The 21,907-nt window shown below is 67.7% G+C and carries 24 protein-coding genes and 1 pseudogene; 17 read left to right on the plus strand and 8 right to left on the minus strand.

The genetic code is table 11. The features are described 5' to 3' along the window. Positions 1 to 75: 75 nt before the first annotated feature. From HWX39_RS15795 to HWX39_RS15805, 3 genes are all read left to right on the plus strand, one after another. Positions 76 to 1,110 (plus strand): AraC family transcriptional regulator, encoded by a 1,035-nt coding sequence (locus HWX39_RS15795; RefSeq protein ID WP_175968936.1) that lies wholly within the window; start codon positions 76 to 78, stop codon positions 1,108 to 1,110. A 116-nt stretch (positions 1,111 to 1,226) separates the two neighbouring features. Continuing rightward, positions 1,227 to 2,789, plus strand: coding sequence for a nodulation protein NfeD (locus HWX39_RS15800; protein ID WP_175968937.1), 1,563 nt, complete (start codon positions 1,227 to 1,229; stop codon positions 2,787 to 2,789). Then, positions 2,786 to 3,559: a slipin family protein gene (locus tag HWX39_RS15805; RefSeq protein WP_175968938.1), complete on the plus strand. Its 774-nt coding sequence runs from the start codon at positions 2,786 to 2,788 to the stop codon at positions 3,557 to 3,559. Before HWX39_RS15800 ends, HWX39_RS15805 begins: the two co-directional genes overlap by 4 nt. Positions 3,560 to 3,640: 81 nt before the next feature. Here HWX39_RS15805 and HWX39_RS15810 read toward each other — a convergent pair whose 3' ends face one another. Next, on the minus strand, positions 3,641 to 4,918 hold the full coding sequence (locus tag HWX39_RS15810) for a haloacid dehalogenase-like hydrolase (RefSeq protein WP_175968939.1): 1,278 nt from the start codon (positions 4,916 to 4,918) through the stop codon (positions 3,641 to 3,643). Between the two features lie 615 nt (positions 4,919 to 5,533). Here HWX39_RS15810 and HWX39_RS15815 point away from each other — a divergent pair. From HWX39_RS15815 to HWX39_RS15840, 6 genes are all read left to right on the plus strand, one after another. Beyond that, positions 5,534 to 6,433 carry a M24 family metallopeptidase gene (locus HWX39_RS15815; RefSeq protein WP_175968940.1) on the plus strand — a complete coding sequence of 300 codons (900 nt, stop codon included), beginning with the start codon at positions 5,534 to 5,536 and terminating at the stop codon, positions 6,431 to 6,433. Between the two features lie 52 nt (positions 6,434 to 6,485). Then, entirely contained in the window at positions 6,486 to 8,273 is a 1,788-nt protein-coding gene (locus tag HWX39_RS15820) for an SDR family oxidoreductase (protein ID WP_175968941.1), read from the plus strand. Positions 8,274 to 8,303: 30 nt separating this feature from the next. Beyond that, positions 8,304 to 9,209 (plus strand): metal-dependent hydrolase, encoded by a 906-nt coding sequence (locus HWX39_RS15825; RefSeq protein ID WP_175968942.1) that lies wholly within the window; start codon positions 8,304 to 8,306, stop codon positions 9,207 to 9,209. Between the two features lie 78 nt (positions 9,210 to 9,287). Continuing rightward, positions 9,288 to 9,575, plus strand: coding sequence for a hypothetical protein (locus tag HWX39_RS15830; protein ID WP_175968943.1), 288 nt, complete (start codon positions 9,288 to 9,290; stop codon positions 9,573 to 9,575). Between the two features lie 251 nt (positions 9,576 to 9,826). Then, a complete protein-coding gene (locus HWX39_RS15835) occupies positions 9,827 to 10,204 on the plus strand; it encodes a DUF2917 domain-containing protein (protein ID WP_175968944.1) in 378 nt (125 codons plus the stop codon). A gap of 309 nt (positions 10,205 to 10,513) precedes the next feature. Next, positions 10,514 to 10,888 (plus strand): DUF2917 domain-containing protein, encoded by a 375-nt coding sequence (locus tag HWX39_RS15840; protein ID WP_175968945.1) that lies wholly within the window; start codon positions 10,514 to 10,516, stop codon positions 10,886 to 10,888. A 160-nt stretch (positions 10,889 to 11,048) separates the two neighbouring features. On the opposite strand, the gene HWX39_RS15845 is transcribed toward HWX39_RS15840, so the two are convergent. Both HWX39_RS15845 and HWX39_RS36250 read right to left on the minus strand, forming a co-directional pair. Further along, positions 11,049 to 11,327, minus strand: coding sequence for a hypothetical protein (locus tag HWX39_RS15845; protein ID WP_124503675.1), 279 nt, complete (start codon positions 11,325 to 11,327; stop codon positions 11,049 to 11,051). A gap of 472 nt (positions 11,328 to 11,799) precedes the next feature. Beyond that, entirely contained in the window at positions 11,800 to 11,973 is a 174-nt protein-coding gene (locus tag HWX39_RS36250) for a hypothetical protein (RefSeq protein ID WP_244135012.1), read from the minus strand. Positions 11,974 to 12,111: 138 nt separating this feature from the next. On the opposite strand from HWX39_RS36250, the gene HWX39_RS15855 reads away from it, so the two are divergent. Continuing rightward, positions 12,112 to 13,413, plus strand: a complete 1,302-nt coding sequence (locus HWX39_RS15855; protein ID WP_175968946.1) for an NCS2 family permease — start codon at positions 12,112 to 12,114, stop codon at positions 13,411 to 13,413. A gap of 92 nt (positions 13,414 to 13,505) precedes the next feature. Here HWX39_RS15855 and HWX39_RS36810 read toward each other — a convergent pair whose 3' ends face one another. The 5 genes and pseudogenes from HWX39_RS36810 to HWX39_RS36820 form a co-directional block, all read right to left on the minus strand. Continuing rightward, positions 13,506 to 13,847, minus strand: a complete 342-nt coding sequence (locus HWX39_RS36810; protein ID WP_347879575.1) for a tetratricopeptide repeat protein — start codon at positions 13,845 to 13,847, stop codon at positions 13,506 to 13,508. A gap of 33 nt (positions 13,848 to 13,880) precedes the next feature. Beyond that, positions 13,881 to 14,237: pseudogene (locus tag HWX39_RS36815) on the minus strand (tetratricopeptide repeat protein); the annotation flags it as partial. A gap of 12 nt (positions 14,238 to 14,249) precedes the next feature. Next, complete coding sequence (locus HWX39_RS36260) at positions 14,250 to 15,395, minus strand: serine protease (protein WP_244135014.1); 1,146 nt, start codon at positions 15,393 to 15,395, stop codon at positions 14,250 to 14,252. A 302-nt stretch (positions 15,396 to 15,697) separates the two neighbouring features. Further along, entirely contained in the window at positions 15,698 to 15,985 is a 288-nt protein-coding gene (locus tag HWX39_RS15865; RefSeq protein ID WP_011354308.1) for a DUF1488 domain-containing protein, read from the minus strand. 240 nt (positions 15,986 to 16,225) lie between these two features. Beyond that, positions 16,226 to 16,501: a DUF2964 family protein gene (locus HWX39_RS36820; RefSeq protein WP_240674446.1), complete on the minus strand. Its 276-nt coding sequence runs from the start codon at positions 16,499 to 16,501 to the stop codon at positions 16,226 to 16,228. Between the two features lie 437 nt (positions 16,502 to 16,938). On the opposite strand from HWX39_RS36820, the gene HWX39_RS15875 reads away from it, so the two are divergent. The 7 genes from HWX39_RS15875 to HWX39_RS15905 all read left to right on the plus strand — a co-directional run bounded on the left by HWX39_RS15875 (position 16,939) and on the right by HWX39_RS15905 (position 21,883). Then, positions 16,939 to 18,843, plus strand: coding sequence for a sigma-54-dependent Fis family transcriptional regulator (locus HWX39_RS15875; protein WP_175968947.1), 1,905 nt, complete (start codon positions 16,939 to 16,941; stop codon positions 18,841 to 18,843). An 83-nt stretch (positions 18,844 to 18,926) separates the two neighbouring features. After that, entirely contained in the window at positions 18,927 to 19,229 is a 303-nt protein-coding gene (locus tag HWX39_RS15880) for a 2Fe-2S iron-sulfur cluster-binding protein (protein ID WP_089426933.1), read from the plus strand. A gap of 52 nt (positions 19,230 to 19,281) precedes the next feature. Then, a complete protein-coding gene (locus HWX39_RS15885) occupies positions 19,282 to 19,776 on the plus strand; it encodes an SRPBCC family protein (protein WP_175968948.1) in 495 nt (164 codons plus the stop codon). 92 nt (positions 19,777 to 19,868) lie between these two features. Then, positions 19,869 to 20,246, plus strand: coding sequence for a DUF2946 domain-containing protein (locus HWX39_RS15890; RefSeq protein WP_175968949.1), 378 nt, complete (start codon positions 19,869 to 19,871; stop codon positions 20,244 to 20,246). A gap of 258 nt (positions 20,247 to 20,504) precedes the next feature. After that, positions 20,505 to 20,951: a copper chaperone PCu(A)C gene (locus HWX39_RS15895; RefSeq protein ID WP_175968950.1), complete on the plus strand. Its 447-nt coding sequence runs from the start codon at positions 20,505 to 20,507 to the stop codon at positions 20,949 to 20,951. A gap of 30 nt (positions 20,952 to 20,981) precedes the next feature. Beyond that, positions 20,982 to 21,155: a hypothetical protein gene (locus HWX39_RS15900; RefSeq protein WP_175968951.1), complete on the plus strand. Its 174-nt coding sequence runs from the start codon at positions 20,982 to 20,984 to the stop codon at positions 21,153 to 21,155. A gap of 98 nt (positions 21,156 to 21,253) precedes the next feature. Next, positions 21,254 to 21,883, plus strand: coding sequence for a LysE family translocator (locus tag HWX39_RS15905; RefSeq protein WP_175968952.1), 630 nt, complete (start codon positions 21,254 to 21,256; stop codon positions 21,881 to 21,883). The last annotated feature ends 24 nt before the right edge of the window (positions 21,884 to 21,907 follow it).

Below are 21,907 nucleotides of genomic sequence, written 5' to 3' on the forward strand. Positions count from 1 at the left end.
AGGCAAGCAGGCGCGACTGTTCGATGCTCGCGTCGCTCATTTACACTGAGCGTTTTTGCCATACCGGCGGCACGGATGAAGCAGGAAGACAAGGGAACCGTCGCGATCAGCCTCGTCGCTTACAGCGTCGCGCTCGCAACCCGGCGCGGCGTCGCGGCCGAGCCGCTGCTCGCGCAAGCCGGCATCGCACCCGCGCTGCTCGGGCAGCCGCGCGCACGCGTGTCCGCGCAGCAATACGGCGCGCTGTGGAACGCGATCGCGCGCGCGCTCGACGACGAGTTTTTCGGGCAGGATCGCCACCCGATGCGCAGCGGCAGCTTCATCGCGATGAGCCAGGCGGCGCTGTCCGCGCGCGACGGCCTGCATGCGATGGCGCGCGCGGTGAATTTCATGCATTGCGTGCTCGACGACCTGCACGCGGAACTCGACGTGAACCCGCAGCGCGTGCGGCTGCGCTTCGTGCACCGCAACAACGGCGCGACGCCCGCGATGTTCACGTACGCGACCTATTTCATCATCGTCTACGGGCTCACCTGCTGGCTGATCGGGCGGCGCATCCCGCTGCTGCATGCGAGCTTTCGCTGCGACACGCCGCCCGCCGACCACGAATACCCGTCGATGTTCTGTGACGACATGCGTTTCAACGAGCCCGATTCGTATGTCGATTTCGATCCCGAATTCGCGACGCTGCCGGTCGTGCAGAACGCGAAGACGCTGAAGACGTTCCTGCGCAACGCGCCGGCGAGCTTCATCGTCAAGTACCGCAACCCGAACGCGCTCGCGCAGCGCGTGCGCGCGGTGCTGCGCGGGATGCCGCCCGCTTCCTGGCCGGGCGCGGGCGGGATGGCCGCGCGGCTGCACGTGGCCGAGGCCACGCTGCGCCGCAAGCTGCACCAGGAAGGCCACGCGTACCAGTCGATCAAGGACACGCTGCGGCGCGATCTCGCGTTCGAGGCGCTGGCCGACCCCGCGCGCACGATCGCCGACGTCGCGGCTGCAACCGGTTTCGCGGAGCCGAGCGCGTTCTACCGCGCGTTCCGCAAATGGAGCGGGCGCAGCCCGGCCGACTATCGCGACGAAGTGCTCGCGCGGGGCGGCGGCGCGAGCTGAAGCCGGCCGGCCGTCGTTTCGCGCTTTGTGTCGAAACCGCCTACTCTTTAAGTGTCGGGCTCACGCCCTTTCCGCCAGCCGGACGGCACGCGGCCGCGCGCCGCCCGGACGCCTCGATGCACTTTCACCGCCACGGGCCGTCGCCGGCGCCTGCCATGCCCGGCGGCCACCCACGTCACCCGCTGTCCGCGCGGGTCGCGCGCGCCGCGCTGTTCGCGGCGCTGCTCGTCGTGTGTGCCGCGGTCGCCGCGCCACCGCCCGCCGACGCGCTCGCCGCCCGCCCGGTAGTCGTGATCCCCATCAACGGCGCGATCGGGCCCGCCAGCGCCGATTTCATCGTGCGCTCGCTCGACCGCGCTGCCCGCCGGCATGCACCGCTCGCGATCCTGCAGCTCGACACGCCCGGCGGCCTCGACACGTCGATGCGGCAGATCATCAAGGCCATCCTGGGCTCGCCCGTACCGGTCGCCGCGTTCGTCGCGCCGGGCGGCGCGCGGGCCGCAAGCGCGGGCACCTATATCGTCTATGCCAGCCACTTCGCGGCGATGGCGCCCGGCACCAATCTCGGTGCGGCGTCGCCCGTGCAGTTCGGCATCGGCGGCGCCGCGCCGCCTGGCGGGAACCCTGCGGCACCGCGGGCGCCGGCCGCCACCCCGGGAGCGTCGGGGCCGTCCGATGCGGCCGCCGCGCAAGCCGCGCTGCCGACCGATACCCAATCGACCGAGATCCGCAAGGCGACGCAGGACGCCTCCGCCTATATCCGCGGCCTCGCGCAGTTGCGCGGGCGCAATGCCGAATGGGCCGAGCGCGCGGTGCGCGAGGCAGTGAGCCTGTCGGCGAACGAGGCGCGTGCGCAGCATGTGGTCGACCTGATCGCACAGGACCCGGCCGACCTCGCTCGCCAGCTCGACGGCCGTAGCGCGACGACCACCGCCGGCACGGTGCGGCTCGCAACCGCGCATGCGCCGCTCGTCGTGGTCGAGCCCGACTGGCGCAGCCGCTTCCTGGCGATCATCACCGACCCGAACGTCGCGCTGATCCTGCTGACGATCGGCATCTACGGCCTCTTCTTCGAGTTCGCGAACCCCGGCTTCGTGCTGCCGGGCGTGGTCGGCACGATCTGCCTGCTGGTCGGGCTGTTCGCGATGCAATTGCTGCCGATCAGCTATGCGGGCCTCGGCCTCGTGCTGCTCGGTCTCGGCTGCCTGGTCGCCGAGGCGTTCCTGCCGACCTTCGGCGTGCTCGGGTTCGGCGGAATCGTGTCGTTCACGATCGGCGCGCTGATGCTGATCGATACCGACGTGCCCGGCTACGGGATTCCGTGGCCCGTGATCGCGAGCCTCGCGCTCGGCGGCGGGCCGCTCGTCGCGGGCGTATCGAGCGTCGCGCTGCGCGCGCGCCGCCGCCCGGTCGTGACGGGCGCCGAGGCGATGGTCGGCAGCATCGGCGAAGTGCTCGACGATGGCCTGCTGGCCGACCAGCCGCACGGCGCGGCCGGGCCCGCACCGTCGGCCGCGGGCTGGGCGCGCGTGCACGGCGAGCGCTGGCGCGTCGCGAGCAGCGTGCCGCTCGCCGCCGGTTGCCGCGTGCGGGTCACCGGACGCCAGGGGCTGCTGCTCACCGTCGCCCCGCTGTACGACGTGCCGACGCAAGAACAACACCAGGGAGTCCCGTCATGATCGGTTATACGTTCGGCTTCAGCAGCGTCCTGATCGTCTTCGCCGTCGCGCTGGTCGCGTCGTCGATCCGCATCTTCCGCGAGTACGAGCGCGGCGTCGTGTTCATGCTCGGCCGCTTTTGGAAAGTGAAGGGGCCGGGGCTCGTGCTGATCATCCCGATCGTCCAGCAGGCCGTGCGGATGGACCTGCGCACCGTCGTGTTCGACGTGCCGCCGCAGGACGTGATCACGCGCGACAACGTGTCGGTGAAGGTGAATGCGGTCGTGTATTTCCGCGTGGTCGATCCGGAGAAGGCGGTGATCCAGGTCGCGCGCTTCTTCGACGCGACCAGCCAGCTCTCGCAGACGACGCTGCGTTCGGTGCTCGGCAAGCACGAACTCGACGCGCTGCTCGCCGAGCGCGAGCAGCTGAATGCCGACATCCAGAAGACGCTCGACGCGCAAACGGATGCATGGGGGATCAAGGTGTCGACGGTCGAGATCAAGCACGTCGACCTGAACGAAACGATGATCCGCGCGATCGCGCGGCAGGCCGAGGCCGAGCGCGAGCGGCGCGCGAAGGTGATCCATGCGGAAGGCGAACTGCAGGCGTCGGAGAAGCTGCTGCAGGCCGCGCAAAAGCTCGCGCAGGAGCCGCAGGCGATGCAGCTGCGCTATCTGCAGACGCTGACGACGATCGCGGCGGACAAGAACTCGACGATCGTGTTTCCGCTGCCGATCGATTTGCTGGGCGCGTTGCTGGATCGGCTGGGCCCGCCGAGCGCGCGCTGAGACGCGCGTTTCCCGGCCGGCGCGACGCCGCCGTCGATCCCGATGGACGCCGGGCCACGACGGCCCGGCATCCGGCGCACGTCAAGCCAGCAGCTTGCGCTCGGTCTTGCCGTACTTGATCGACTTCTCGTCCGGAATCATCAGGCCCGTGTGCTCGTCGCGGCCCTGCAGCAGGAAGCGCGCATCCGGCTTGCCGATCTGCTCGGCCGCGAGCTTGCTGTCCGCGCCGATCTCGCCCTTCTTCATCCGGTTGACGATCACGCCGGCCGCGGTGTCCTTGAAGTCGCGCAGCATCCACGCGTCGCCGTCGCTGTCGCCGAACACCAGCAGCGGGCCGTAGCCCTTCCTCGACTCGAGGACGTTGCGGATGCCCACCGTCTTGCCGGGCCCCCAGTTGAAATGCCAGCCGGCCGGATACGTGCTGGTGTACTTGCCGTCCTGCATGTCGAGGCGCAGGCCGATCACGTTCCCGGGCGGCACGCCGTAGCCATAGTTCGGATTGCCGGCGAACACGCGCACGACATCGTCGAGCGACGCGGTGCTCACGTACACGTCGATGCCGTTCGCGCGCAGCGTGTGCATCACCGCGCGGATTTCCTCATGAATGCGGATGCCGTGGAAATGCGTGTCGGCCACCACGCCGGCCTTGCCCGGCAGCGTCTTCGGGCTTTCGTAGCGAACCTTGCGCAGCGCGTCGCCGATACCGTAGTTGTTCGACGCTTCCGCCATCGCCTGCAACTCGGCGGTCGTCATGTTCTTGTAGAAATAGATGATCCACTTGTAGCCGATCTCGAGCGGGTGCGTATCGCAGATCGCGTCGTACATGAAGTACAGCTTCGCGCGGAAATCCTTGAACTGATCGGTCTCGCGAATCTCGTCGAGGCTCTTGTCTCCGCCGAATCCCTTGTAGTTCGCGTAGAGCCAGCGATAGTCGGATTCGACGTCGGCGGCGAGGTCTTCCATCGTCACCGGCTTGCCGTCGATCGTCGTGTAGTCCTTCATGAACGCGCCCTTCGGCACGTCCTTCCACATCACGTCGACGAATTCGTCCGGCGTCAGCTTGTACTGCAGATGGTTGATCTGGTACATCAGCAACGCCTCTTCGCAGTCGTTCATGATGCACGTGTTGTCCCAGTCGAACACCGCGTACGGGCGGCGCTTTTCGTCGTAGTGCGCACTCGCGACACCATGCCGGTCGATTACCGCCTGCAGGCGTGCGGCGTTGAACGGCGACCAGCGGCCCGGGTCCAGCGCATCCGGCGCGGTTGCGCGCTTCGCGTCGGCCGTGCCGGCCTTGAGCATCAGCGACGTCGCGGCGGTCGCCGCGGCAAGGGTGTTCATGAACTTGCGGCGTTGCATGGTCTCTCTCCGTGGAAATGTCGAATCTCGAATCGGCTGCGGTCGCTACCCCGCGCGGCGCACCGCGTGCCGGCGGCTCATCGGCGCGGCGAAGCCGGGGCGGCTTCGAACCGGGGGCGAATGATGTGACGAAATTATTTCGGCAATTTGACAACGTCACATCACGACACGACGGGGACTTGATCCGGCGCGACATGCCGGGCCGTCGCAAGGCGGTCGCACGCGCGGCCATCCGGGTCGGCGCTCGGCCCGCCTGTCCGACCACCTCCGACCGACGCCCCCGATCCATGCGCGTGCGCGCCTGCGGCCATCCGGCCAGGACCTCCGGAAACCTAGAGTCTCTCCTCCATTTCGGCCCTTCATTAGGACAAATCCTCACCCCCGGAGGCTGGCGCGCCACGCCGAACCGGCTATTATCATTACATCATTCAATGGCACATTAAATGCTGACTGAATAATTCGCACCGGGAACACCGGCGGATGCATTCCGGATCAGCACCCCGCTTTGCACCGGACCGGAGCGCGCTTTGCGTGGGACCGGCGTCAGTGCCGAAGCACCAACACCGGTCGACAAGCGCTGCCGCGCCCACTCCGGCCGACATAGGGAGACACATCATGGCCGACCACCATCCGCTGCCGGAAGTCCACCTCGACGAACTGCCGCAATTCCGCGCGGTACAGCAACTGGCGTACCGCTGCGTCGAAACGGTCGGCGCGATGCTCTACCCCGGCATCACCGAAAAGGAAGCCGCGCGCCTGCTGACCGAATGGCTGCAGGACAACGGCGTGCACGACTGGCTGCACAAGCCGTTCGCGTGGTTCGGCGACCGCACCGCATTCGAGGGTTTCTCGGGCCTCAAGCACATGGGCGGCTTCAATCTCGCGTTCTTCCCGAGCAACCGGCAGCTCGAGACCGACATGCCGGTGATCCTCGACGTCGCGCCGGTACTCGACGGCATCGTCGCCGACGTCGGCTACGCGCACTGCCTTGGCCGCAACCCGATCCTCGAACAGTTGCAGGACGACCTGATGGACCACCGCGACATGATCGTGCGGCTCGTGAAGGAGCGCCGGTCGATGGCCGAGGTCGCGCAGGAGGTCGACGGGCTGTGCCGCCGCCAGGGTGTCGAGCCGCGCCACAAGGCCTATCCGTTCAAGGTGCTCGCGCATCGCGTCGCGAAGATCCACAAGCTGTCGAAGCCGCGCTTCGTCGCGCGCTTCGGGCTGAACGCGACGCGCAACCTGCTGCTGGACCAGGGCCGCGCGGCGAAACGGCAAGGCTGGTCGCCGCTGTGGTCGATCGACCGCCGCTCCGAGCATGCGCCCGTGCCGGGCCTGTGGGCGGTCGAGCCGCACCTCGGCTTCGCCGGCGTCGGCGCGAAATTCGAGGAGCTGCTCGTGATCACCGACGACGACGCGTACTGGCTCGACGAAGACCTGCCGCACGTGCGCCGCTGGCAGCGCCGCCAGGCCGAGCGTATGCAGGCCGTCGCGACCGTGCCGGCCGCCGCCTGACGCCCGACGCGAACGCGCCCTTCCTCCCGAATCCCTGAACGACGGACTCACGATGCAGCCTCTTTCCGACGAAGCGCCGCTGGCCCTGTTCGAATCGGTTCATAGCGAAACGGCGGTCGCCTCCGGCGACCTGACGCTCGCGGTCAGGACCTGGGGCGACCCGGCCCGCTCGCCGGTCGTGCTCGTGCACGGCTATCCCGACGACAGCAGCGTCTGGCAGCACGTCGCGCCGCTGCTCGCGCGCAAGCACTACGTGATCGCGTACGACGTGCGCGGTGCGGGCCTGTCCGGCGTGCCGACGCGCACGGCCGACTACCACCTCGCGAAGCTGACCGACGACTTCGTCGCGGTGATCGACGCGCTCTGCCCCGGCCGCGCCGTGCACCTGATCGCGCACGACTGGGGCTCGATCCAGGGCTGGGAGTTCGTCACCGATTCGCGCCTGGCCGGCCGCATCGCGTCGTACACGTCGTGCTCGGGGCCGTGCCTCGATCACGTCGGCTTCTGGCTGCGCGAGCGCGTGCTGCACCCGACACCCGCGTCGCTCGCCAAGCTCGGCGGCCAGCTCGTGCGCTCGTGGTACGTGTACCTGTTCCACCTGCCGCTCATCCCCGAACTCGGCTGGCGGCTGTGGCTCGGCCGTGCGTGGCCGCGCCTGCTGCGCCGGCTCGAGAAAACGCCCGCCGCGCCGCGCCCGACGCAGGCCGATGATGGCGCGCGCGGCGTGCGCCTCTATCGCGCGAACTTCATCCGCTGCCTGTTCGCGCCGCGCGAACGCTACGCGCATGCGCCGGTGCAGACGATCGTGCCGCTCGGCGACAAATACGTGAGCCCCGCGCTGTCCGAGAACCTGTCGCGCTGGGTGCCGCAGTACTACCGCCGCGAGGTCGCGGCCGGCCACTGGCTGCCGCTCGCCGATCCGGCACGCTTCGCGGCTCTCGCCGGGCAACTGATCGACGCGGTCGAATCGGGCAACGAACCGCCCGCGCTCGCGAAGGCACGCCGCCGCGCAACGAGCGGCCGCTTCAGCGGCAAGGTCGCGGTGGTAACCGGCGCGGGCAGCGGCATCGGCCGCTGCGCGGCGCTCGCGTTCGCCCGCGAAGGCGCGACGATCGTTGCGTGCGACATCGACCTCGCGAGCGCCGAACGCACCGCGCTGCTGATCGGGTTGACCGGCGCGCAAGCGCACGCGAAGCGCGTCGATGTCGGGTCCGCCGACGAAATGGAAGCGCTGGCGACGTGGGTCGGCAGCGAACTCGGCGGCGCGGACGTCGTGATCAACAACGCGGGCATCGGCATGGCCGGCGGCATCCTCGACACGAGCACGCGCCACTGGGAACGCATCCTGCACGTGAACCTGTGGGGCGTGATCCACGGCTCGCGGCTGTTCGCGCAGCAGATGGCCGCGCGCGGCACCGGCGGCCACATCGTCAACACCGCATCGGCCGCCGCGTTCGGGCCGTCGCGCGACCTGCCCGCGTATGCGACGACGAAAGCCGCCGTGCTGATGCTCAGCGAATGCATGCGCGCGGAACTTGCGGAGCAAGGCATCGGCGTGACGGCCGTGTGCCCCGGCTTCGCGGAGACCGGCATCATGGCGTCGACGCAATACGCGGGCGCCAATGCACAGGACGAAGCGCGGCTGCGCAAGCGCGCGACGAAGCTGTACCAGATGCGCGGCCTGAAACCCGAAACCGTTGCGCAGGCGATGGTCGACGGCGTGCTGCGCAACCGCCCCGTCGTCGCGGTCGGCGGCGAGGCGCACGCGATGCGCTTCGTCGGCCGCTTCATGCCGTGGCTCGGCCGGATGATCGCCCGCGTCAGCATGGCATCGCATTGACGGCGCACGACGCCGCACAGGGAGACACAGATGACCGATACCGCCGACTATCACCAGATCAAGGCCCGGCACGTGAAGTTCGACTTCAGCGACACGCCGATCACCTGGGTGCCGAACGACCCGGGCAGCACGCACATCATCAACACGCTGAACCTGCTGTTCCCGGAAGGCGAGCTGTGGTTCTGCCGCGTGTACAACAAGGCATTGCCGCTGATCACCGATGCGCGCCTGCGTGACGAGGCCGAAGGCTTCCTGCGGCAGGAAGCCGTGCATTCGCGTTCGCACGGCGGCGTGCTCAAGCACTACTACGACCGGCACGGGATCGACACGAAGCCGTTCACGCAGAAGCTCAACCGCCTCTTCACGCGCGTGCTCGGCGAACAGCCGCTCGGGCTGAAGATCGGCCACACGCGTTTCTGGCTGCGCCAGCAGCTCGCGGTGATCGCGTCGCTCGAGCATTTCTTCGGCTATCTCGGCAACTGGGTGCTCAACGCGCACGGGCTGGACGAAGGAAAGGCCGACCCGACGATGGTCGACTTGCTGCGCTGGCACGGTGCGGAGGAAGTCGAGCACCGCACGGTCGCGTTCGACATCTACCGGCACATGGGCGGCAGCTACCCGGAGCGCTGCGTGCACATGGCGTTCGTGATCCTGCTGCTGCTCTACTACATCACTACAGGCGCGAAGTTCATGTACCGGCGCGATCCGGCCGCCGGCCGCTACCCGGGTTTCGTGCTCGCGTGGTGGCAGGGTTCGCGGCGCGGGCACCTGCCGTCGTTCTGGAAGGTGATCGGCGCGGCGCTGCGCTATTTCAAGCCGAGCTACACGCCGCACCACGAGGGCTCGACCGAACAGGCGCTCGCCTACCTCGCCCGCTCGCCGGCCGCGCAGGCGGCTGCGCACGGCGGCAACTGGGGCACGACGAAGGGCGCCTGAACGGGTTTCCTGCCGGTTCGGCGGGCGGCGCCCGCCGAAATGCGTACAATCGCGGCTTCATTTCCCGGAGGTGCCGCGATGGCCATGAAGAAAACCGATCTCGAAAAGAACAAGGCGCTCAAGCTGACGCACGCGATGAAGCAGTCGAACGCCGCGCGTTTCGGCAAGGGCGCCGAAGAAGCGGTCAAGCTCGACCGCCGCGCGCAGCGCAAGCTCGACCAGGAACAGGGCCTCGTGCCGTTCGCCTGCAAGCTCAACGCCGAACTCGTCGAACAGCTCAAGGCCCGCGCGGCCACGCACCCGGAAGGGATGACGGGCCTGCTGTCCGAGCTGCTCGTGAACGGGCTCGCGCAACGCGACGCGTGACCGCCAAGTGTCTCGAAATTTCCGTTGACATTGCTGCGCTGCCACGACACACTCGTTCGCATGCCTACGCTCAAGCCCGCCGCCATCGCGCATAAAAACCGAGTGAACGCCCACCCGCGGCGATCACCGGAGGCGCTTGTGCGTTAGCATCGAGATTCAGTTGCGCATGTCACAAGGCCTCGCCGGAAACGGATGAGGCCTTTTTGTTTGCGTGCGCGTCATCCCGCCCGGCTCAACGGATGGAGATGACGATGGACCAAGCAAGCCGGCTGGTTGTCTGCCCCGATCGGTGCCGCACCGATGCGATCGCACTGCCGCGGGTCGTGATGCAATTCACGGTCGCGCCGCGCACGACGCTGACATGGTGCGCGCAAAACGACGCCGAGATCCGCGTGCACGACGCCACACTGTGGGTCACGCGGCTCGGCAGCGTCGACGATTACTGGATACGAACCGGCGACGTGCTGCGCGTGCGGCGCGGCGATCGCATCTGGATGAGCACCGACGACGACCGTCCGGCCGAAGCATCGATCACGACCGCCTACGCGATGCGACGCGGCGCGTGGCTGGCGCATGCGCTCGCGCGAATGCGCAGCTTGCTGCGCGAGCGATGTCGAAGTCGTACGTGACGAAAGCGCTGCTGCTCACTCGCTACGGATACGCAGCGGCGCGCACGTCGATGCATCGCGCTCGCCTAACTCGAAAATTATCGTTGACAACATCGTTCCACGCAGACAAACTCGTTCGCATGCCTACGTATACGCTCATCGCCGTCGCGATTCACCGCTCGATGAACATTCGAAAGAATGGTTCACGGGAGGCGCGTGTGCGTTAGCAATCGAGCAGTACCGCATGTCACACCAGGCCTCACCGGAAACGGATGAGGCCTTTTTGTTCTGGTGCGCGTCATCCGTCCGGCTCACTGAATGGAGAAGACGATGGACCAGGCAAGCCCGCTGTTTGACCGTCCCGATCGGCGCCGCGCCGGCGCGATCGCGTTACCGACTGTCGTGATCCGTTTCGCGGTCGCGCCGCGTACGACGCTGACGTGGCGCGCGCCGCAGGACGCGGAGCTCCGCGCGCATGGCGCGGCGCTGTGGGTCACGCGCCCGCCGAGCGTCGACGACTATTGGGTGCAGCCCGGCGACGTGCTGCGCATCGCACGCGGCGAGCGCATCTGGCTCGGCACCGATGCCGGCCGGTCGGCGGAAGCGACGCTCACGACCGCATACGTGCGTCGCGGCGGGCGCTTCAGGCGCACGCTCGCGCTAGTGCAACGTTTGCTCTTCGGGGCAGGGAGAACGAGCGGATGAATGACGCGCCGTCAGGCACGCGAGGCGCGGAACGGCCGCGACCGGAAACGGACGCACCCGCGGCGTAACGCGCCGCAGGTGCGCATCGAATGACGCGGCACGCCGGTGCGTGCCGCGCGCGATCGCGCGCCGTGCGCAGCGACGGGATGCAGCAGGTGCATCAGGTGCTGGCGGCGAGACGCGGGCCCGTGCTTCGGGGAGTGGAATCGAAGTCGGGACGTTGCGCTGCCTGCGAGGTCACCCACGGATCGATGCCCTGCTTCTGCACCTCCTCGAGGAATGACACCCGTGTACGCCAGTAATCCGCTTGTAATTTCGCATCGATGACGCGCTGTTCGGCAGCGAACAGTTCCATGCGCGCCGTCACGAGCATCGACGCAGCGGTTTTTTCCGGCGTCGGGGCGTGTCGCATCGCCCACCGGCTGATCCAGTTCAACATGCTGACCTCCGTGATTACGGACGAACCCGCATCGGGCAATCGCAAGCGGCCGTGCCTGCCCGAACACGCAACGGCCTTGACCGCACCTCACCGCCCGGCCTGCACGGACTGCGACTCCCCCGCGTCGGCAATTACCGGCCGGCGTGTGCATGTGCGGTGTATCTATCCTAGAAAGACTTGCCGGTTTATGCGATGGGGTCTTGCAATCTTTTACACAGAAACCACAGTCGCCCCCGCATCACGAAATGACAGTTGCGGGTGGGACGGCTTCGGCGCAGGATAGCCCGATATCTGCAACCGCCTGGACTGACGAATGGCCGCCGCACGTCGCGGCCGGGCATCCGTACCGGCCGCGCACATGCGTTCACGCGCACGCGCCTCCCGCCCCGCGTTCGTGCATTAGGCAGGCGCTCCGTTTCAGCCGGATGTCATCCCGCTCCCGCCCCGCGCGATACGCCGCGGGTGTCGTCGTTCACGCCGTTGCGCGCGCATCGGCCGGCGTCGTTCGCGCATCCCGCTCCCGCTTCAGCCATTTCTTCCGGCTCGTTCCGCCCGAACCGGTAAAATGCGCGCCTTCGTCGCGCGGCCGGGCTGCCAGACCGTTCGCGCGCAGGCAGCCGATCGATCTTTCGGTCGTGCCCTCCAACTATATCGTCCGAGCTATCCGCGCTATTACAATCCGCCGATAGCCGGGCAATAGTGGCTGGTTACATTAAGCCGCCGCTGCCTTTACAACAATTCGGCACAACAAGCAACACGACAACCCGACCGGAGAAACGCCCTAATGGAATCCATCAAGCGGTATTTCGGCTTCGCTGAAGCCGGCACCGACTTCCGCACCGAAATACTCGCGGGCGTCACCACGTTCCTGACGATGGCTTACATCATCTTCGTCAACCCCGCGATCCTCGGCGATGCCGGCATGCCGAAGGAATCCGTATTCGTCGCGACCTGCCTCGTCGCGGCGCTGGCGTCGATCATCATGGGGCTGTACGCGAACTACCCGATCGCGTGCGCGCCCGGCATGGGCCTGAACGCGTATTTCGCGTACACGGTCGTCAAGGGGATGGGCTTCACGTGGCAGGCCGCGCTCGGCGCGGTGTTCATCTCCGGCTGCCTGTTCCTGCTCGTCACGCTGTTCCGCGTGCGCGAGGCGATCGTCAACGGCATTCCGAAATCGCTGCGGATCTCGATCACCGCGGGCATCGGCCTGTTCCTCGGCATCATCTCGCTGAAGACCTCGGGCGTGATCGTCGGCAACCCGGCCACGCTCGTCACGCTGGGCGACCTGCACAAGCACGACACGATCCTCGCGATCGTCGGCTTCTTCACGATCGTCACGCTCGACCACCTGCGCGTGCGCGGCGCAATCCTGATCGGCATCATCGGCGTCACGATCCTGTCGTTCTTCTTCGGCGACAACCAGTTCCACGGCGTGTTCTCGGCGCCGCCGTCGATCGACGCGACGCTGTTCAAGCTCGACATCGGCGCCGCCCTGTCGACCGGCATCATCAACGTGATCCTCGTGTTCTTCCTCGTCGAGCTGTTCGACGCGACGGGCACGCTGATGGGCGTCGCGAACCGCGCGGGCCTGCTCGTCGAAGGCAAGATGAACCGCCTGAACAAGGCGCTGCTCGCCGACAGCACGGCGATCGTCGCGGGCTCGGTGCTCGGCACGTCGTCGACCACCGCGTATATCGAAAGCGCGTCGGGCGTGCAGGCCGGCGGCCGTACGGGCGTGACGGCCATCACCGTCGCGGTGCTGTTTCTCGCGTGCCTGTTCATCGCGCCGCTCGCCGGCGTCGTGCCGGCGTACGCTACGGCACCGGCGCTGCTGTACGTGTCGTGCCTGATGCTGCGCGAGATGGTCGAGGTGCCGTGGGACGATGCGACGGAAGCCGTGCCGGCCGCGCTGACCGCGCTGCTGATGCCGTTCACGTACTCGATCGCGAACGGCGTCGCGTTCGGCTTCATCGCTTACGGCGGCCTCAAGCTGCTGACGGGCCAGGCCCGCTCGGTCAAGCCGATCGTGTGGGTCATCGCGGCCGTGTTCCTGTTCCGCTTCTTCTATCTCGGCAGCGAGTGACGGCTGCGCTGCGGCGCGATGCATGCTGAAAAAAAACGCCACCTTCGGGTGGCGTTTTTGTTGTACGTGCCGTGCCGCCTGGTCCGCGCGGACTACGGTGTCGCGACGCCCTTGAGTTCCTCGTCGTACAGCCGCTGCGCCAGCGTCGGATCGAGCGTCTTGACGCGGCGATACAACTGCACCGCGTCTTCGACCCGCCCGGTGCGGCGGTAAGCGACCGCCAGGTTGGCAATGACCTGCGCGTCGTCGGGATACATGCGATTCATTTCCTCGAAAATCCCGACCGCCGCATCGGGCCGCCTGCCGCGAATCGCCGCGACGCCCATCGCCTCCCGCGCGAGCCGGTTCGCGGGATCAAGCTTCAGTGCGTGCGCGGCCGCGGTCGTCGCTTCATCGGGCTGGCCCGCCTCGTTCAGCTCGCCCGCGAGCACCACCCACCCGTCCGCCAGCGATTCGTCCAGCGCAACCGCGCGCCGGAACGATGCGACGGCCTGCACATGGTGGCCCAGCCGCGCCAGCGTCACCCCGTGCATCCGCCATGCCCTCACGTCGCCGTCGTTCAGCTTGATGGATCGGTCGAGCGCGCTCAACGCATCGACGTAGTTCGACTGTGTCATGTACAGCGCACCGAGCCGCAACCAGTATTCGGCATTGTCCGGCGCCGCTTCAACCGCACTGTGCATCGCACTGGCCGCGTTGCCGGACTGGCCTTGCAGTGCATACGCCTGGGTGAGCGCGCCCTGAATGCGCGCGGTCGCGGCGGGATCGCCGTCCTTCTGCACCTTCAGCGCTTGCTGGTAACTGGCGATCGCGTCCGCCAGGTGGCCGAGATCGTATTACGCACGGCCGAGTGCGTACCAAAGCCGCACATCGTCGGGAAAGGCCTTCAACCCGTCGTGCAGCACGCCGATGGTTGCCTGGGCATCCGGTTGCGTCGAAGCCAGCAGATTCCACGCATCGGCCTGGCGCGAACCGGACAGCTCACGCACGGCCCGTTCGAACAACGGTCGCGCATCGGCCTTGTCGCCGCGCCGCCAATACACGATGCCGAGATTCATCGGCAGCATCGCGTCCGACGGATCGGCACGCATGCCGGCATGAAACGCGTCGAGCGCGAGATCCATCTGCCCCTGCTCGGCATAGGTGGTGCCGAGCGCGGTCCAGCCGAATACGTACGACGGATCGATTTCGACCGAACGGCGAAAGGCGGCCAGGCTGAGCGCGCCGCGATCGGGCAGCCGGCTCATGCGATATGCATTGCCGAGGTTGTTCCACGCCCAGGCGCTTTGCGGTCGCGCGGCCGTCCATGCACGGTCGTGGCGAATCAACCCGTCGACGTCGTTCGCCACCGCATACGCGCGCGCCTGGCTCATCCATGCGGTCGCTTCGAGCGGCAGGTCGACGGCCGGCATCCGCGCCGTCACGGTCGCAATCCATTCGACCGGCAGCACCATGTGGAGCGACGCGGCATTGTCCGCGCGGGCGCCCACCATGCCGATCAGATTGCCCTGCACGTCGTAGACACCGGCCCCCGGTTCGGGCAGGCGCGCCGATGCCGGATCCGACGATGCGAGCACACCGGAATGCATGCCGCCGTCCGCGGCCCATCCATGGCAGCACACGCGAAGCGCAACGGGATCGCGGCGGCCGAATCGCGCACCCGCCAGATAAGCGGTCGTGCCCGATTCCGGACTTCGCGCCGTCAACGGCACGGCAGCGACGTCGAGACCCGTCGCTTCGACGATGCAGATGTCGCGATCCTGGTTGCCCGCGACGAGACGTGCGGGAAGACGGTGGCCATCGGCCGATGCGATGTCGAACGCCGGCCGGCCGGCGAGCCGATGACACGGCGTCGCGACGCGACCCGGCGCCACGACGATGCCCCCTGTCGTGACGTCGCCCGCGACGATGTCGACTTCACCTGGCGCACCCTGACCGATCGCGTCGTCATCCGATCGAGCCGCCCCGCCGGCCATCGACATGCCGGCTGCGAGCAACCATGCGCCTGCCAGCAGACGGCGCGCCCTCCTCCATCCCGAACGATTCCCCACGTGCGGTGCCCTCTTTTTATTGTGTCGGATTTCGAATGATTTCCTCTGCGATCCTGATGAATCGAGACGCCGGATCGTATCGGCACGCTAGCAGCCGGCCCGGTGCGGCAGCAATCCGGTGCGGCCCGCATACGAAAATGCCGCCCGGCCCCGCCGAACGGCATCGCGTGAGGGGCATCGCCTTCGCGTGCGCAACGCTCGGCGATGCGCGCCGCAAGACGAGCGTCGTGTCATCAGCGCCAGTTGGCCTCGTAGAAACGGACGTAGCCGCTGCGCAGCGTCACGCACTGCGCGCGCGTCTCCGACAGCAGGCGCCGTGCGGCCGCCTCGATACGGTCGCGATGCTGGTCGAATGCGCCGACCATGTCCTCGAAGCGCGGCGATGCCGCGCCGAAATGATCCTCCAGCGCCTCGGCGGTGATCTGACATTGGACACGCTCGCCATTGACCAACGCCGTGAACGCAAGCATCAGGTCGCGCCCCGAATACTCGGGCTTCTCGTTCGTGAAATGGATCTGCATGGGAGCCGCCTCGACCGGTAGAAAACGAATGACCGCGTCCGTCGTCCGCTACCGGCCGGACGAAGTGTACGCGGGCTCGCCGGCGGAGGCACGGCCCGCGGGGATAGGCGCGGACAATGCATGCCGGTTGCTTTCCACTTTAGACGGTTTCGCGCAGGAGACAAATTTTACGGCGTGCGTCGTTCCGACGCGCATTTCATCTGATCAGCGCGGCATCCGGCACCGTTTCGGAAACCGGCGTCAGTGAGGATCGGTCGGCCAGACGTTGAGCGCGATTGCCGCCGTCGTGGCGCCCACCGCAATCGCGGCCGCCCCGTATCGCACCGCATCGGTCAGATCGAACAGCAGCCCGTGGATCGCCACGGCGATGCCGCCCAGCATGATGAAAGTGGCGATGGCCGCCAGCACGACCCTCAGTTCCGTCCGAACCATGATGCGTCTCCCGAACGGATGCATGTCGCGTCGCATGCATGTTGCAATGCGGAACACGGCGCGCGCGTGCTCCATTTCCATCATTGCAGGCGGGCATTTAAAAGCAAGGGGATTTTGTTCGCGGTCGCGCGGCGTACGCGACGCTTGTATGATGATGCGTACCCGGATGCTTGCCGTTCGCGCACCGATGGTGCGCCGCACGTGGCGACGGGAATCCGTGGGAGTGTTTCGGTGCATGTGCGTGTGCCGGGAGACGGTCAATTTCGAGAAGCATGGGGCCCAAGTAGACGCTGAAGCGCTCGCTGGGGCCGATTGCGGAGCATGGGGCATCGGTAAGTGCCGAAGCGCTAATTGCTGCCGACCGCGAAGCATCGGGCATCGGTAAGTGCTGAAGCGCTAATTGCTGCCGACCGCGAAGCATGGGGCATCAGTAAGCGCTGAAGCGCTAACTGCTGCCGACCGCGAAGCATGGGGCATCAGTAAGCGCTGAAGCGCTAACTGCTGCCGACAGGAGACAAGTCATGCCGCAACACTTCGTGCTGCCCGCCACCGCGGGTCGCACCGACCTGCTCGCGCAGGCACATGCGCGTTCGACCGCAGTCGGCCTGCGCGCGCACGAACGCCCGGATTTCTCGCCACTGTCGCACATCGCGCTGCGCGAACTGCTCGACACGAACCACACGCTGTTCTCGCACGCCCGCCCGGTGATGGAGAACCTCCACGCGCAAATCGCCGACACGCAAAGCCTCGTGCTGCTGACAGACGCTGACGGCGTGATCCTGCACAGCATCGGCGACGCGGACTTCATCGAGAAAGCCAACCGCGTCGCGCTGTGTACCGGCGTCTCGTGGGCGGAAGGCGCGCGCGGCACCAACGCGATCGGCACCGCGCTCGCATCGGGCCAGGCCGTCGCGGTCCACGGCTCCGAACACTTCCTGCGCGCCAATCACATCCTCACCTGCTCGTGCGCGCCGATCTTCGACCCGTTCGGCCGCACGCTCGGCACGCTCGACGTCAGCGGCGATCCGCGCGGCTCGAGCCCGCATACGCTCGCGCTCGTGCGGATGTCCGCGCAACTGATCGAGAACCACCTGTTCGCGAACCAGTGCTCGGAAGCCTTGCGGCTGCGCTTCCATGCGCACGAGGAATGCGTCGATTCGCTATTCGCCGGGCTCGTCGCATTCGGCCCAGACGGCGGGCTGATCGCCGCGAACCGCAGCGCGCAATTCCAGCTCGGCGCATCGTTCGACGCACTGCAGCACCAGGCCAGCGACGCGCTGTTCGGCCTGCGCTTCGGCCAGCTCGCGCAACAGGCGGCACGTGCGCCCGGTGCGATGTTCCGCCTCACGCTGTCGACCGGCGTACGCGTACTGGCGCGCTGCGAATTCGCGGAAGCACACAAGACCACCATCGCCGTCACGCCGCCCGCGCCCGCCGCGCGCGTGCGCACGCCGGACCCCGACGTGATCACGTTCGCGACGCTCGACACCGGCGACGCGCGCATGGCCGCCGTGCTCGAACGTGTCGCGAAGATCCGCGGGCGCGACCTGCCGCTGCTGATCCTCGGCCAGACCGGCACCGGCAAGGAATGGCTCGCCCGCGCGCTGCACCAGGCATCGCCGCGCGCGGACGGCCCGTTCGTCGCGGTCAACTGCGCCGCGCTGCCCGATTCGCTGATCGAGGCCGAGCTGTTCGGCTACGAAGACGGCGCGTTCACCGGCGCGCGCAAGCGCGGCAGCCCCGGCAAGATCGTGCAGGCCGACGGCGGCACGCTGTTTCTCGACGAAATCGGCGACATGCCGCTCGCGCAGCAGGTCCGGCTGATGCGCGTGCTGCAGGAACGCGCGGTGGTGCCGCTCGGCGGGGCGCGCGCGGTGCCGGTCGACGTGCGCGTGGTCTGCGCGACCCATCGCGACCTGCGCGCGATGATCGCGGAAGGCACGTTCCGCGAAGACCTGTTCTACCGGATCAACGGGCTCGCGGTCACGCTGCCGGCGCTTGCCGCACGCACCGACCTGCCCGCGCTCGTCGAGCGGATTCTCGCGCGGCTCGCGCGCAGCGAACCGATGCCGCGCCGCATCGCGGCCGACGTGCTCGACGCGTTCACGCGCCATCGCTGGCCCGGCAACCTGCGCCAGATGACCAACGTGCTGCGCACGGCCGGCATGCTCGCCGAAGACGAAGCGGAAATCACGCTTGCCCATTTGCCCGACGATTTCTGGCTCGACTGCGACGACGCACCGGCCGCGCCGGCCGCCACAATGCCGGACGCATCGGCCGGCACGCGCGAAGGAACGACGCTGCAAAGCCATCAGGCCGCGGTGATCGATGCCGTGCTCGCGCGGCACGGCGGCAACGTGTCGGCGGCCGCGCGCGAGCTCGGTCTCGCCCGCAATACCGTGTACCGGCACCTGCGCCGGCATTGACGCCAGCGGCCGGCCGGCGCCGGCCGCCCGCACGTTCGGGTATGCTTGGCGCGTTGTCGCCGAACCGCCGAACCGCCTCCGCCATGACCGATCCGGAACACCTGCCCCTCGTGCGCATCGAGCCGCTCGGCGCGACCTTCGATGCGCCCGATTCGCTCACATTGCTCGAAGCCGCCGCGTTCGCGCACGTGTCGCTGCCGCGCTCGTGCCGCAACGGCACGTGCCGAAGCTGCCTTTGCCGGATCGTCAGCGGCAGCGTACGCTACACGATCGAATGGCCGGGGCTGAGCCGCGAGGAAAAGGCCGACGGCTATACGCTGCCGTGCGTGGCCGTCGCGACGTCGGACCTCGTGCTCGACGTGCCCGACGCGGTCATGCTCGACTAGGGCCTGTTCACGCGTGCCGCCCAGCGAAAGTTGATCCTGTGTGGAGAACGTCATGACCCAGCAAACCGATCGCATCGAAAAACAGGCCGTGCTCAACGCGTCGCCCGACCGTGTGTGGGAAGCCGTCAGCAATTCCGGCGAATTCGGCCAGTGGTTCGGCGTCACGTTCGACGGGCCGTTCGCGGCCGGCCAGCCGCTGTTCGGCCGCATTACGCCGACACGCGTCGACGACGACGTCGCCAAGGCGCAAGAGCCCTATGCGGGCACGGTGTTCGAAATCGTCGTCGACCGCCTCGAGCCGAAGCAGGTTTTTTCGTTTCGCTGGCACCCGTTCGCGATCGACCCGAATTTTGATTACACCTCCGAGCCGATGACGCTCGTCACGTTCGCACTCGCCTCACAGGCCGGCGGCACGCTGCTCACGGTCACCGAAACGGGCTTCGACCAGTTGATCGAAACGCGCCGCGCGAAGGCGCGCGAGATGAACGATCAGGGTTGGGCCGCGCAGATGGCGCTGATCACGAAATACCTGGCGAAGCACGCGTAGCGCGCCGCCACGCCGCAGGTCCGCACCGACATGCGAATCGGCGTGCGTGGCATAATCCGCTCCATCGTCGTCCACCCGCCGCCGCGCATCGCATGCTGAGTCGTCGCCTCCGGAAGATCGGCAGTCTGATCGGGATGCTCGCCATCCTGATGTCGGCGCTCGCGCCGACGATCTCGCAGGCACTGACGACGCAGCAGCGCGTCGATACGCTGCTGGCCGGCTACTGCACGGCCACGCCGGCCACCGGCGAGCGCGCCGCCGACGCGTCGCAGAAAAGCCTGCAGGCCCACCTCCAGGCATGCGGCTATTGCAGCCTCCTGGCTCACACACCTGCACTGCCCGCGCCCGAACTGACGTTCGCGGCCAACGTGCACGTCATTCAGCACCGCGAAGCGACCCGCTTCGAAAGCCTGCGCCGCGCGCTGCCGCTCACGGCCGCGCAGCCGCGCGCCCCTCCGATCGCGTCCTGATCCGTCATCAACGCCCGTGATGCCGTCGCGCATCGCGTGGTTCGTGCACGCCCCCGGCGTGCGCGACGTGTCACGTTTCGAAGGACGATCATGTCTCACCGTATCGCGCGCGGCGTCGTGCCGTGCGCGCGGCGCGCTGCATCCGGTTCGTACTGTCGCACCGACATTCGCTCGCGGGCGAATGTCCGGTCGCGCACGTTCGCGCCGGCCGCATCGCCCCCCCTTACCCGCTGCTTCCATCCATAAGGAAAACCAACCATGAAACGCCCGATTCCGACCGGCCTGCTGTTCGCGCTGCTGGCACTGCAAGCGCCCGCCACGTTCGCCGCGCCGGCCGTACAGGCAGAAAACTGCTGGATCCGCGCAATGCCGGCAACCGTGCCGTCGTCCGGCTACTTCACGCTGAAGAACGACGGCGACGCGCCCGTCACGCTGACGGGCCTCGACACGCCCGCGTACGGGATGGCCATGCTGCATGAAACGCAGACGAACGGCAGCACCGCGAAGATGGTTCACGTCGACGCGGTCGAAGTGCCCGCGCACGGCACGGTGACCTTCAAGCCGAAGAGCTATCACGTGATGCTGGAACAACCGCGCGAAGCCATCGCGCCCGGCGCGAAGGTGCCGTTCCGGCTGCATTTCGCGGACGGCTCGACGGTGTCCGTGACCTGCGACGCCAAGGCGCCCAACTACGCCGGCCAGTAACGCCACCACCCTCGATCGAAGGAGATGCACATGAAACATCGCCTGCCGCTGGCCGACCTGATCGTCCGCTACCGGACGCCGCTGAACGTCGCCGTGTTGATCGTCTGCGGGATCTGGGCCGGGTGGATCGCGTGGATGACGCGGCCCGCCGCGATCGATACGCCGCCGTCGATCCCCGCGTACTGCATGCGCGACGCGAGCTGACGCGCACGACCGCACGGTTCCGGCGCAAGCCTGCGTCACTTATTGGCGTGGCACCATCGCTTCATCCCGACCGCCGGAACCGCCTCCTGGAGCGCCGCATGTCCATTCAGACCTGGATGCTGTTTGCCGCAGCCTATCTCGCCACGACGCTGTCGCCGGGGCCCAACGTGCTGCTCGTCATCCGCAACACGGTGCGCTACGGCACGCGCGGCACGGCCGCGACGATCGCGGGCAACCTCGCGGCGCAAGGCGTGGTCGTGGTACTCGTCGCGCTCGGCGTCGGCGCGGTGCTGGCCGCGATGCCGCCGCTGTTCGTCGCGATGAAAGTGGTCGGCGCCGCGTACCTGATGTTCGTCGGTGTCCGGCAGCTGCGCGGCGACCGCAAGGCTGCCGCTTCACCCGGGGCGGCGGAGATCGCCGTGCCCGACCGCAGGAAACTGTTCCGCGAGGCGCTGTTCGTATCGGGCAGCAATCCGAAGACGATGATTTTCCTGTCGGCGTTCATGCCGCAGTTCATCGTGCACGACCGCCCGCTCGCGCTGCAGTTCGTCGTGATGTACGCGACGATCGCGGGCACCGTCGTGGTCGTTCACTGCGTCTATTCGGCCGGCGTGCGCCGCTTCCATCGCGGCTTCGGCATGAGCCGCGCGGTGCGTGCGCTCAAGCGCGCCAGCGGGCTGCTGTTCGTCGGGCTCGGGATCAAGCTGCTGACCGCGCGGCAGGTTTAACAAGCGTACGCACGTCAGTCGACG

This window comes from Burkholderia sp. BCC0322 (genome assembly GCF_902833045.1).
GTDB lineage: Bacteria > Pseudomonadota > Gammaproteobacteria > Burkholderiales > Burkholderiaceae > Burkholderia.

What these genes read in the sequence shown, in the direction of transcription:
- HWX39_RS15795 (WP_175968936.1), top strand. Translation starts at nt 76, where the DNA reads ATGAAGCAGGAAGACAAGGGAACCGTCGCGATCAGCCTCGTCGCTTAC.
- HWX39_RS15800 (WP_175968937.1), top strand. Translation starts at nt 1,227, where the DNA reads ATGCACTTTCACCGCCACGGGCCGTCGCCGGCGCCTGCCATGCCCGGC.
- HWX39_RS15805 (WP_175968938.1), top strand. Translation starts at nt 2,786, where the DNA reads ATGATCGGTTATACGTTCGGCTTCAGCAGCGTCCTGATCGTCTTCGCC.
- HWX39_RS15810 (WP_175968939.1), bottom strand. Translation starts at nt 4,918, where the DNA reads ATGCAACGCCGCAAGTTCATGAACACCCTTGCCGCGGCGACCGCCGCG.
- HWX39_RS15815 (WP_175968940.1), top strand. Translation starts at nt 5,534, where the DNA reads ATGGCCGACCACCATCCGCTGCCGGAAGTCCACCTCGACGAACTGCCG.
- HWX39_RS15820 (WP_175968941.1), top strand. Translation starts at nt 6,486, where the DNA reads ATGCAGCCTCTTTCCGACGAAGCGCCGCTGGCCCTGTTCGAATCGGTT.
- HWX39_RS15825 (WP_175968942.1), top strand. Translation starts at nt 8,304, where the DNA reads ATGACCGATACCGCCGACTATCACCAGATCAAGGCCCGGCACGTGAAG.
- HWX39_RS15830 (WP_175968943.1), top strand. Translation starts at nt 9,288, where the DNA reads ATGGCCATGAAGAAAACCGATCTCGAAAAGAACAAGGCGCTCAAGCTG.
- HWX39_RS15835 (WP_175968944.1), top strand. Translation starts at nt 9,827, where the DNA reads ATGGACCAAGCAAGCCGGCTGGTTGTCTGCCCCGATCGGTGCCGCACC.
- HWX39_RS15840 (WP_175968945.1), top strand. Translation starts at nt 10,514, where the DNA reads ATGGACCAGGCAAGCCCGCTGTTTGACCGTCCCGATCGGCGCCGCGCC.
- HWX39_RS15845 (WP_124503675.1), bottom strand. Translation starts at nt 11,327, where the DNA reads ATGTTGAACTGGATCAGCCGGTGGGCGATGCGACACGCCCCGACGCCG.
- HWX39_RS15855 (WP_175968946.1), top strand. Translation starts at nt 12,112, where the DNA reads ATGGAATCCATCAAGCGGTATTTCGGCTTCGCTGAAGCCGGCACCGAC.
- HWX39_RS36260 (WP_244135014.1), bottom strand. Translation starts at nt 15,395, where the DNA reads ATGTCGATGGCCGGCGGGGCGGCTCGATCGGATGACGACGCGATCGGT.
- HWX39_RS15865 (WP_011354308.1), bottom strand. Translation starts at nt 15,985, where the DNA reads ATGCAGATCCATTTCACGAACGAGAAGCCCGAGTATTCGGGGCGCGAC.
- HWX39_RS36820 (WP_240674446.1), bottom strand. Translation starts at nt 16,501, where the DNA reads ATGATGGAAATGGAGCACGCGCGCGCCGTGTTCCGCATTGCAACATGC.
- HWX39_RS15875 (WP_175968947.1), top strand. Translation starts at nt 16,939, where the DNA reads ATGCCGCAACACTTCGTGCTGCCCGCCACCGCGGGTCGCACCGACCTG.
- HWX39_RS15880 (WP_089426933.1), top strand. Translation starts at nt 18,927, where the DNA reads ATGACCGATCCGGAACACCTGCCCCTCGTGCGCATCGAGCCGCTCGGC.
- HWX39_RS15885 (WP_175968948.1), top strand. Translation starts at nt 19,282, where the DNA reads ATGACCCAGCAAACCGATCGCATCGAAAAACAGGCCGTGCTCAACGCG.
- HWX39_RS15890 (WP_175968949.1), top strand. Translation starts at nt 19,869, where the DNA reads ATGCTGAGTCGTCGCCTCCGGAAGATCGGCAGTCTGATCGGGATGCTC.
- HWX39_RS15895 (WP_175968950.1), top strand. Translation starts at nt 20,505, where the DNA reads ATGAAACGCCCGATTCCGACCGGCCTGCTGTTCGCGCTGCTGGCACTG.
- HWX39_RS15900 (WP_175968951.1), top strand. Translation starts at nt 20,982, where the DNA reads ATGAAACATCGCCTGCCGCTGGCCGACCTGATCGTCCGCTACCGGACG.
- HWX39_RS15905 (WP_175968952.1), top strand. Translation starts at nt 21,254, where the DNA reads ATGTCCATTCAGACCTGGATGCTGTTTGCCGCAGCCTATCTCGCCACG.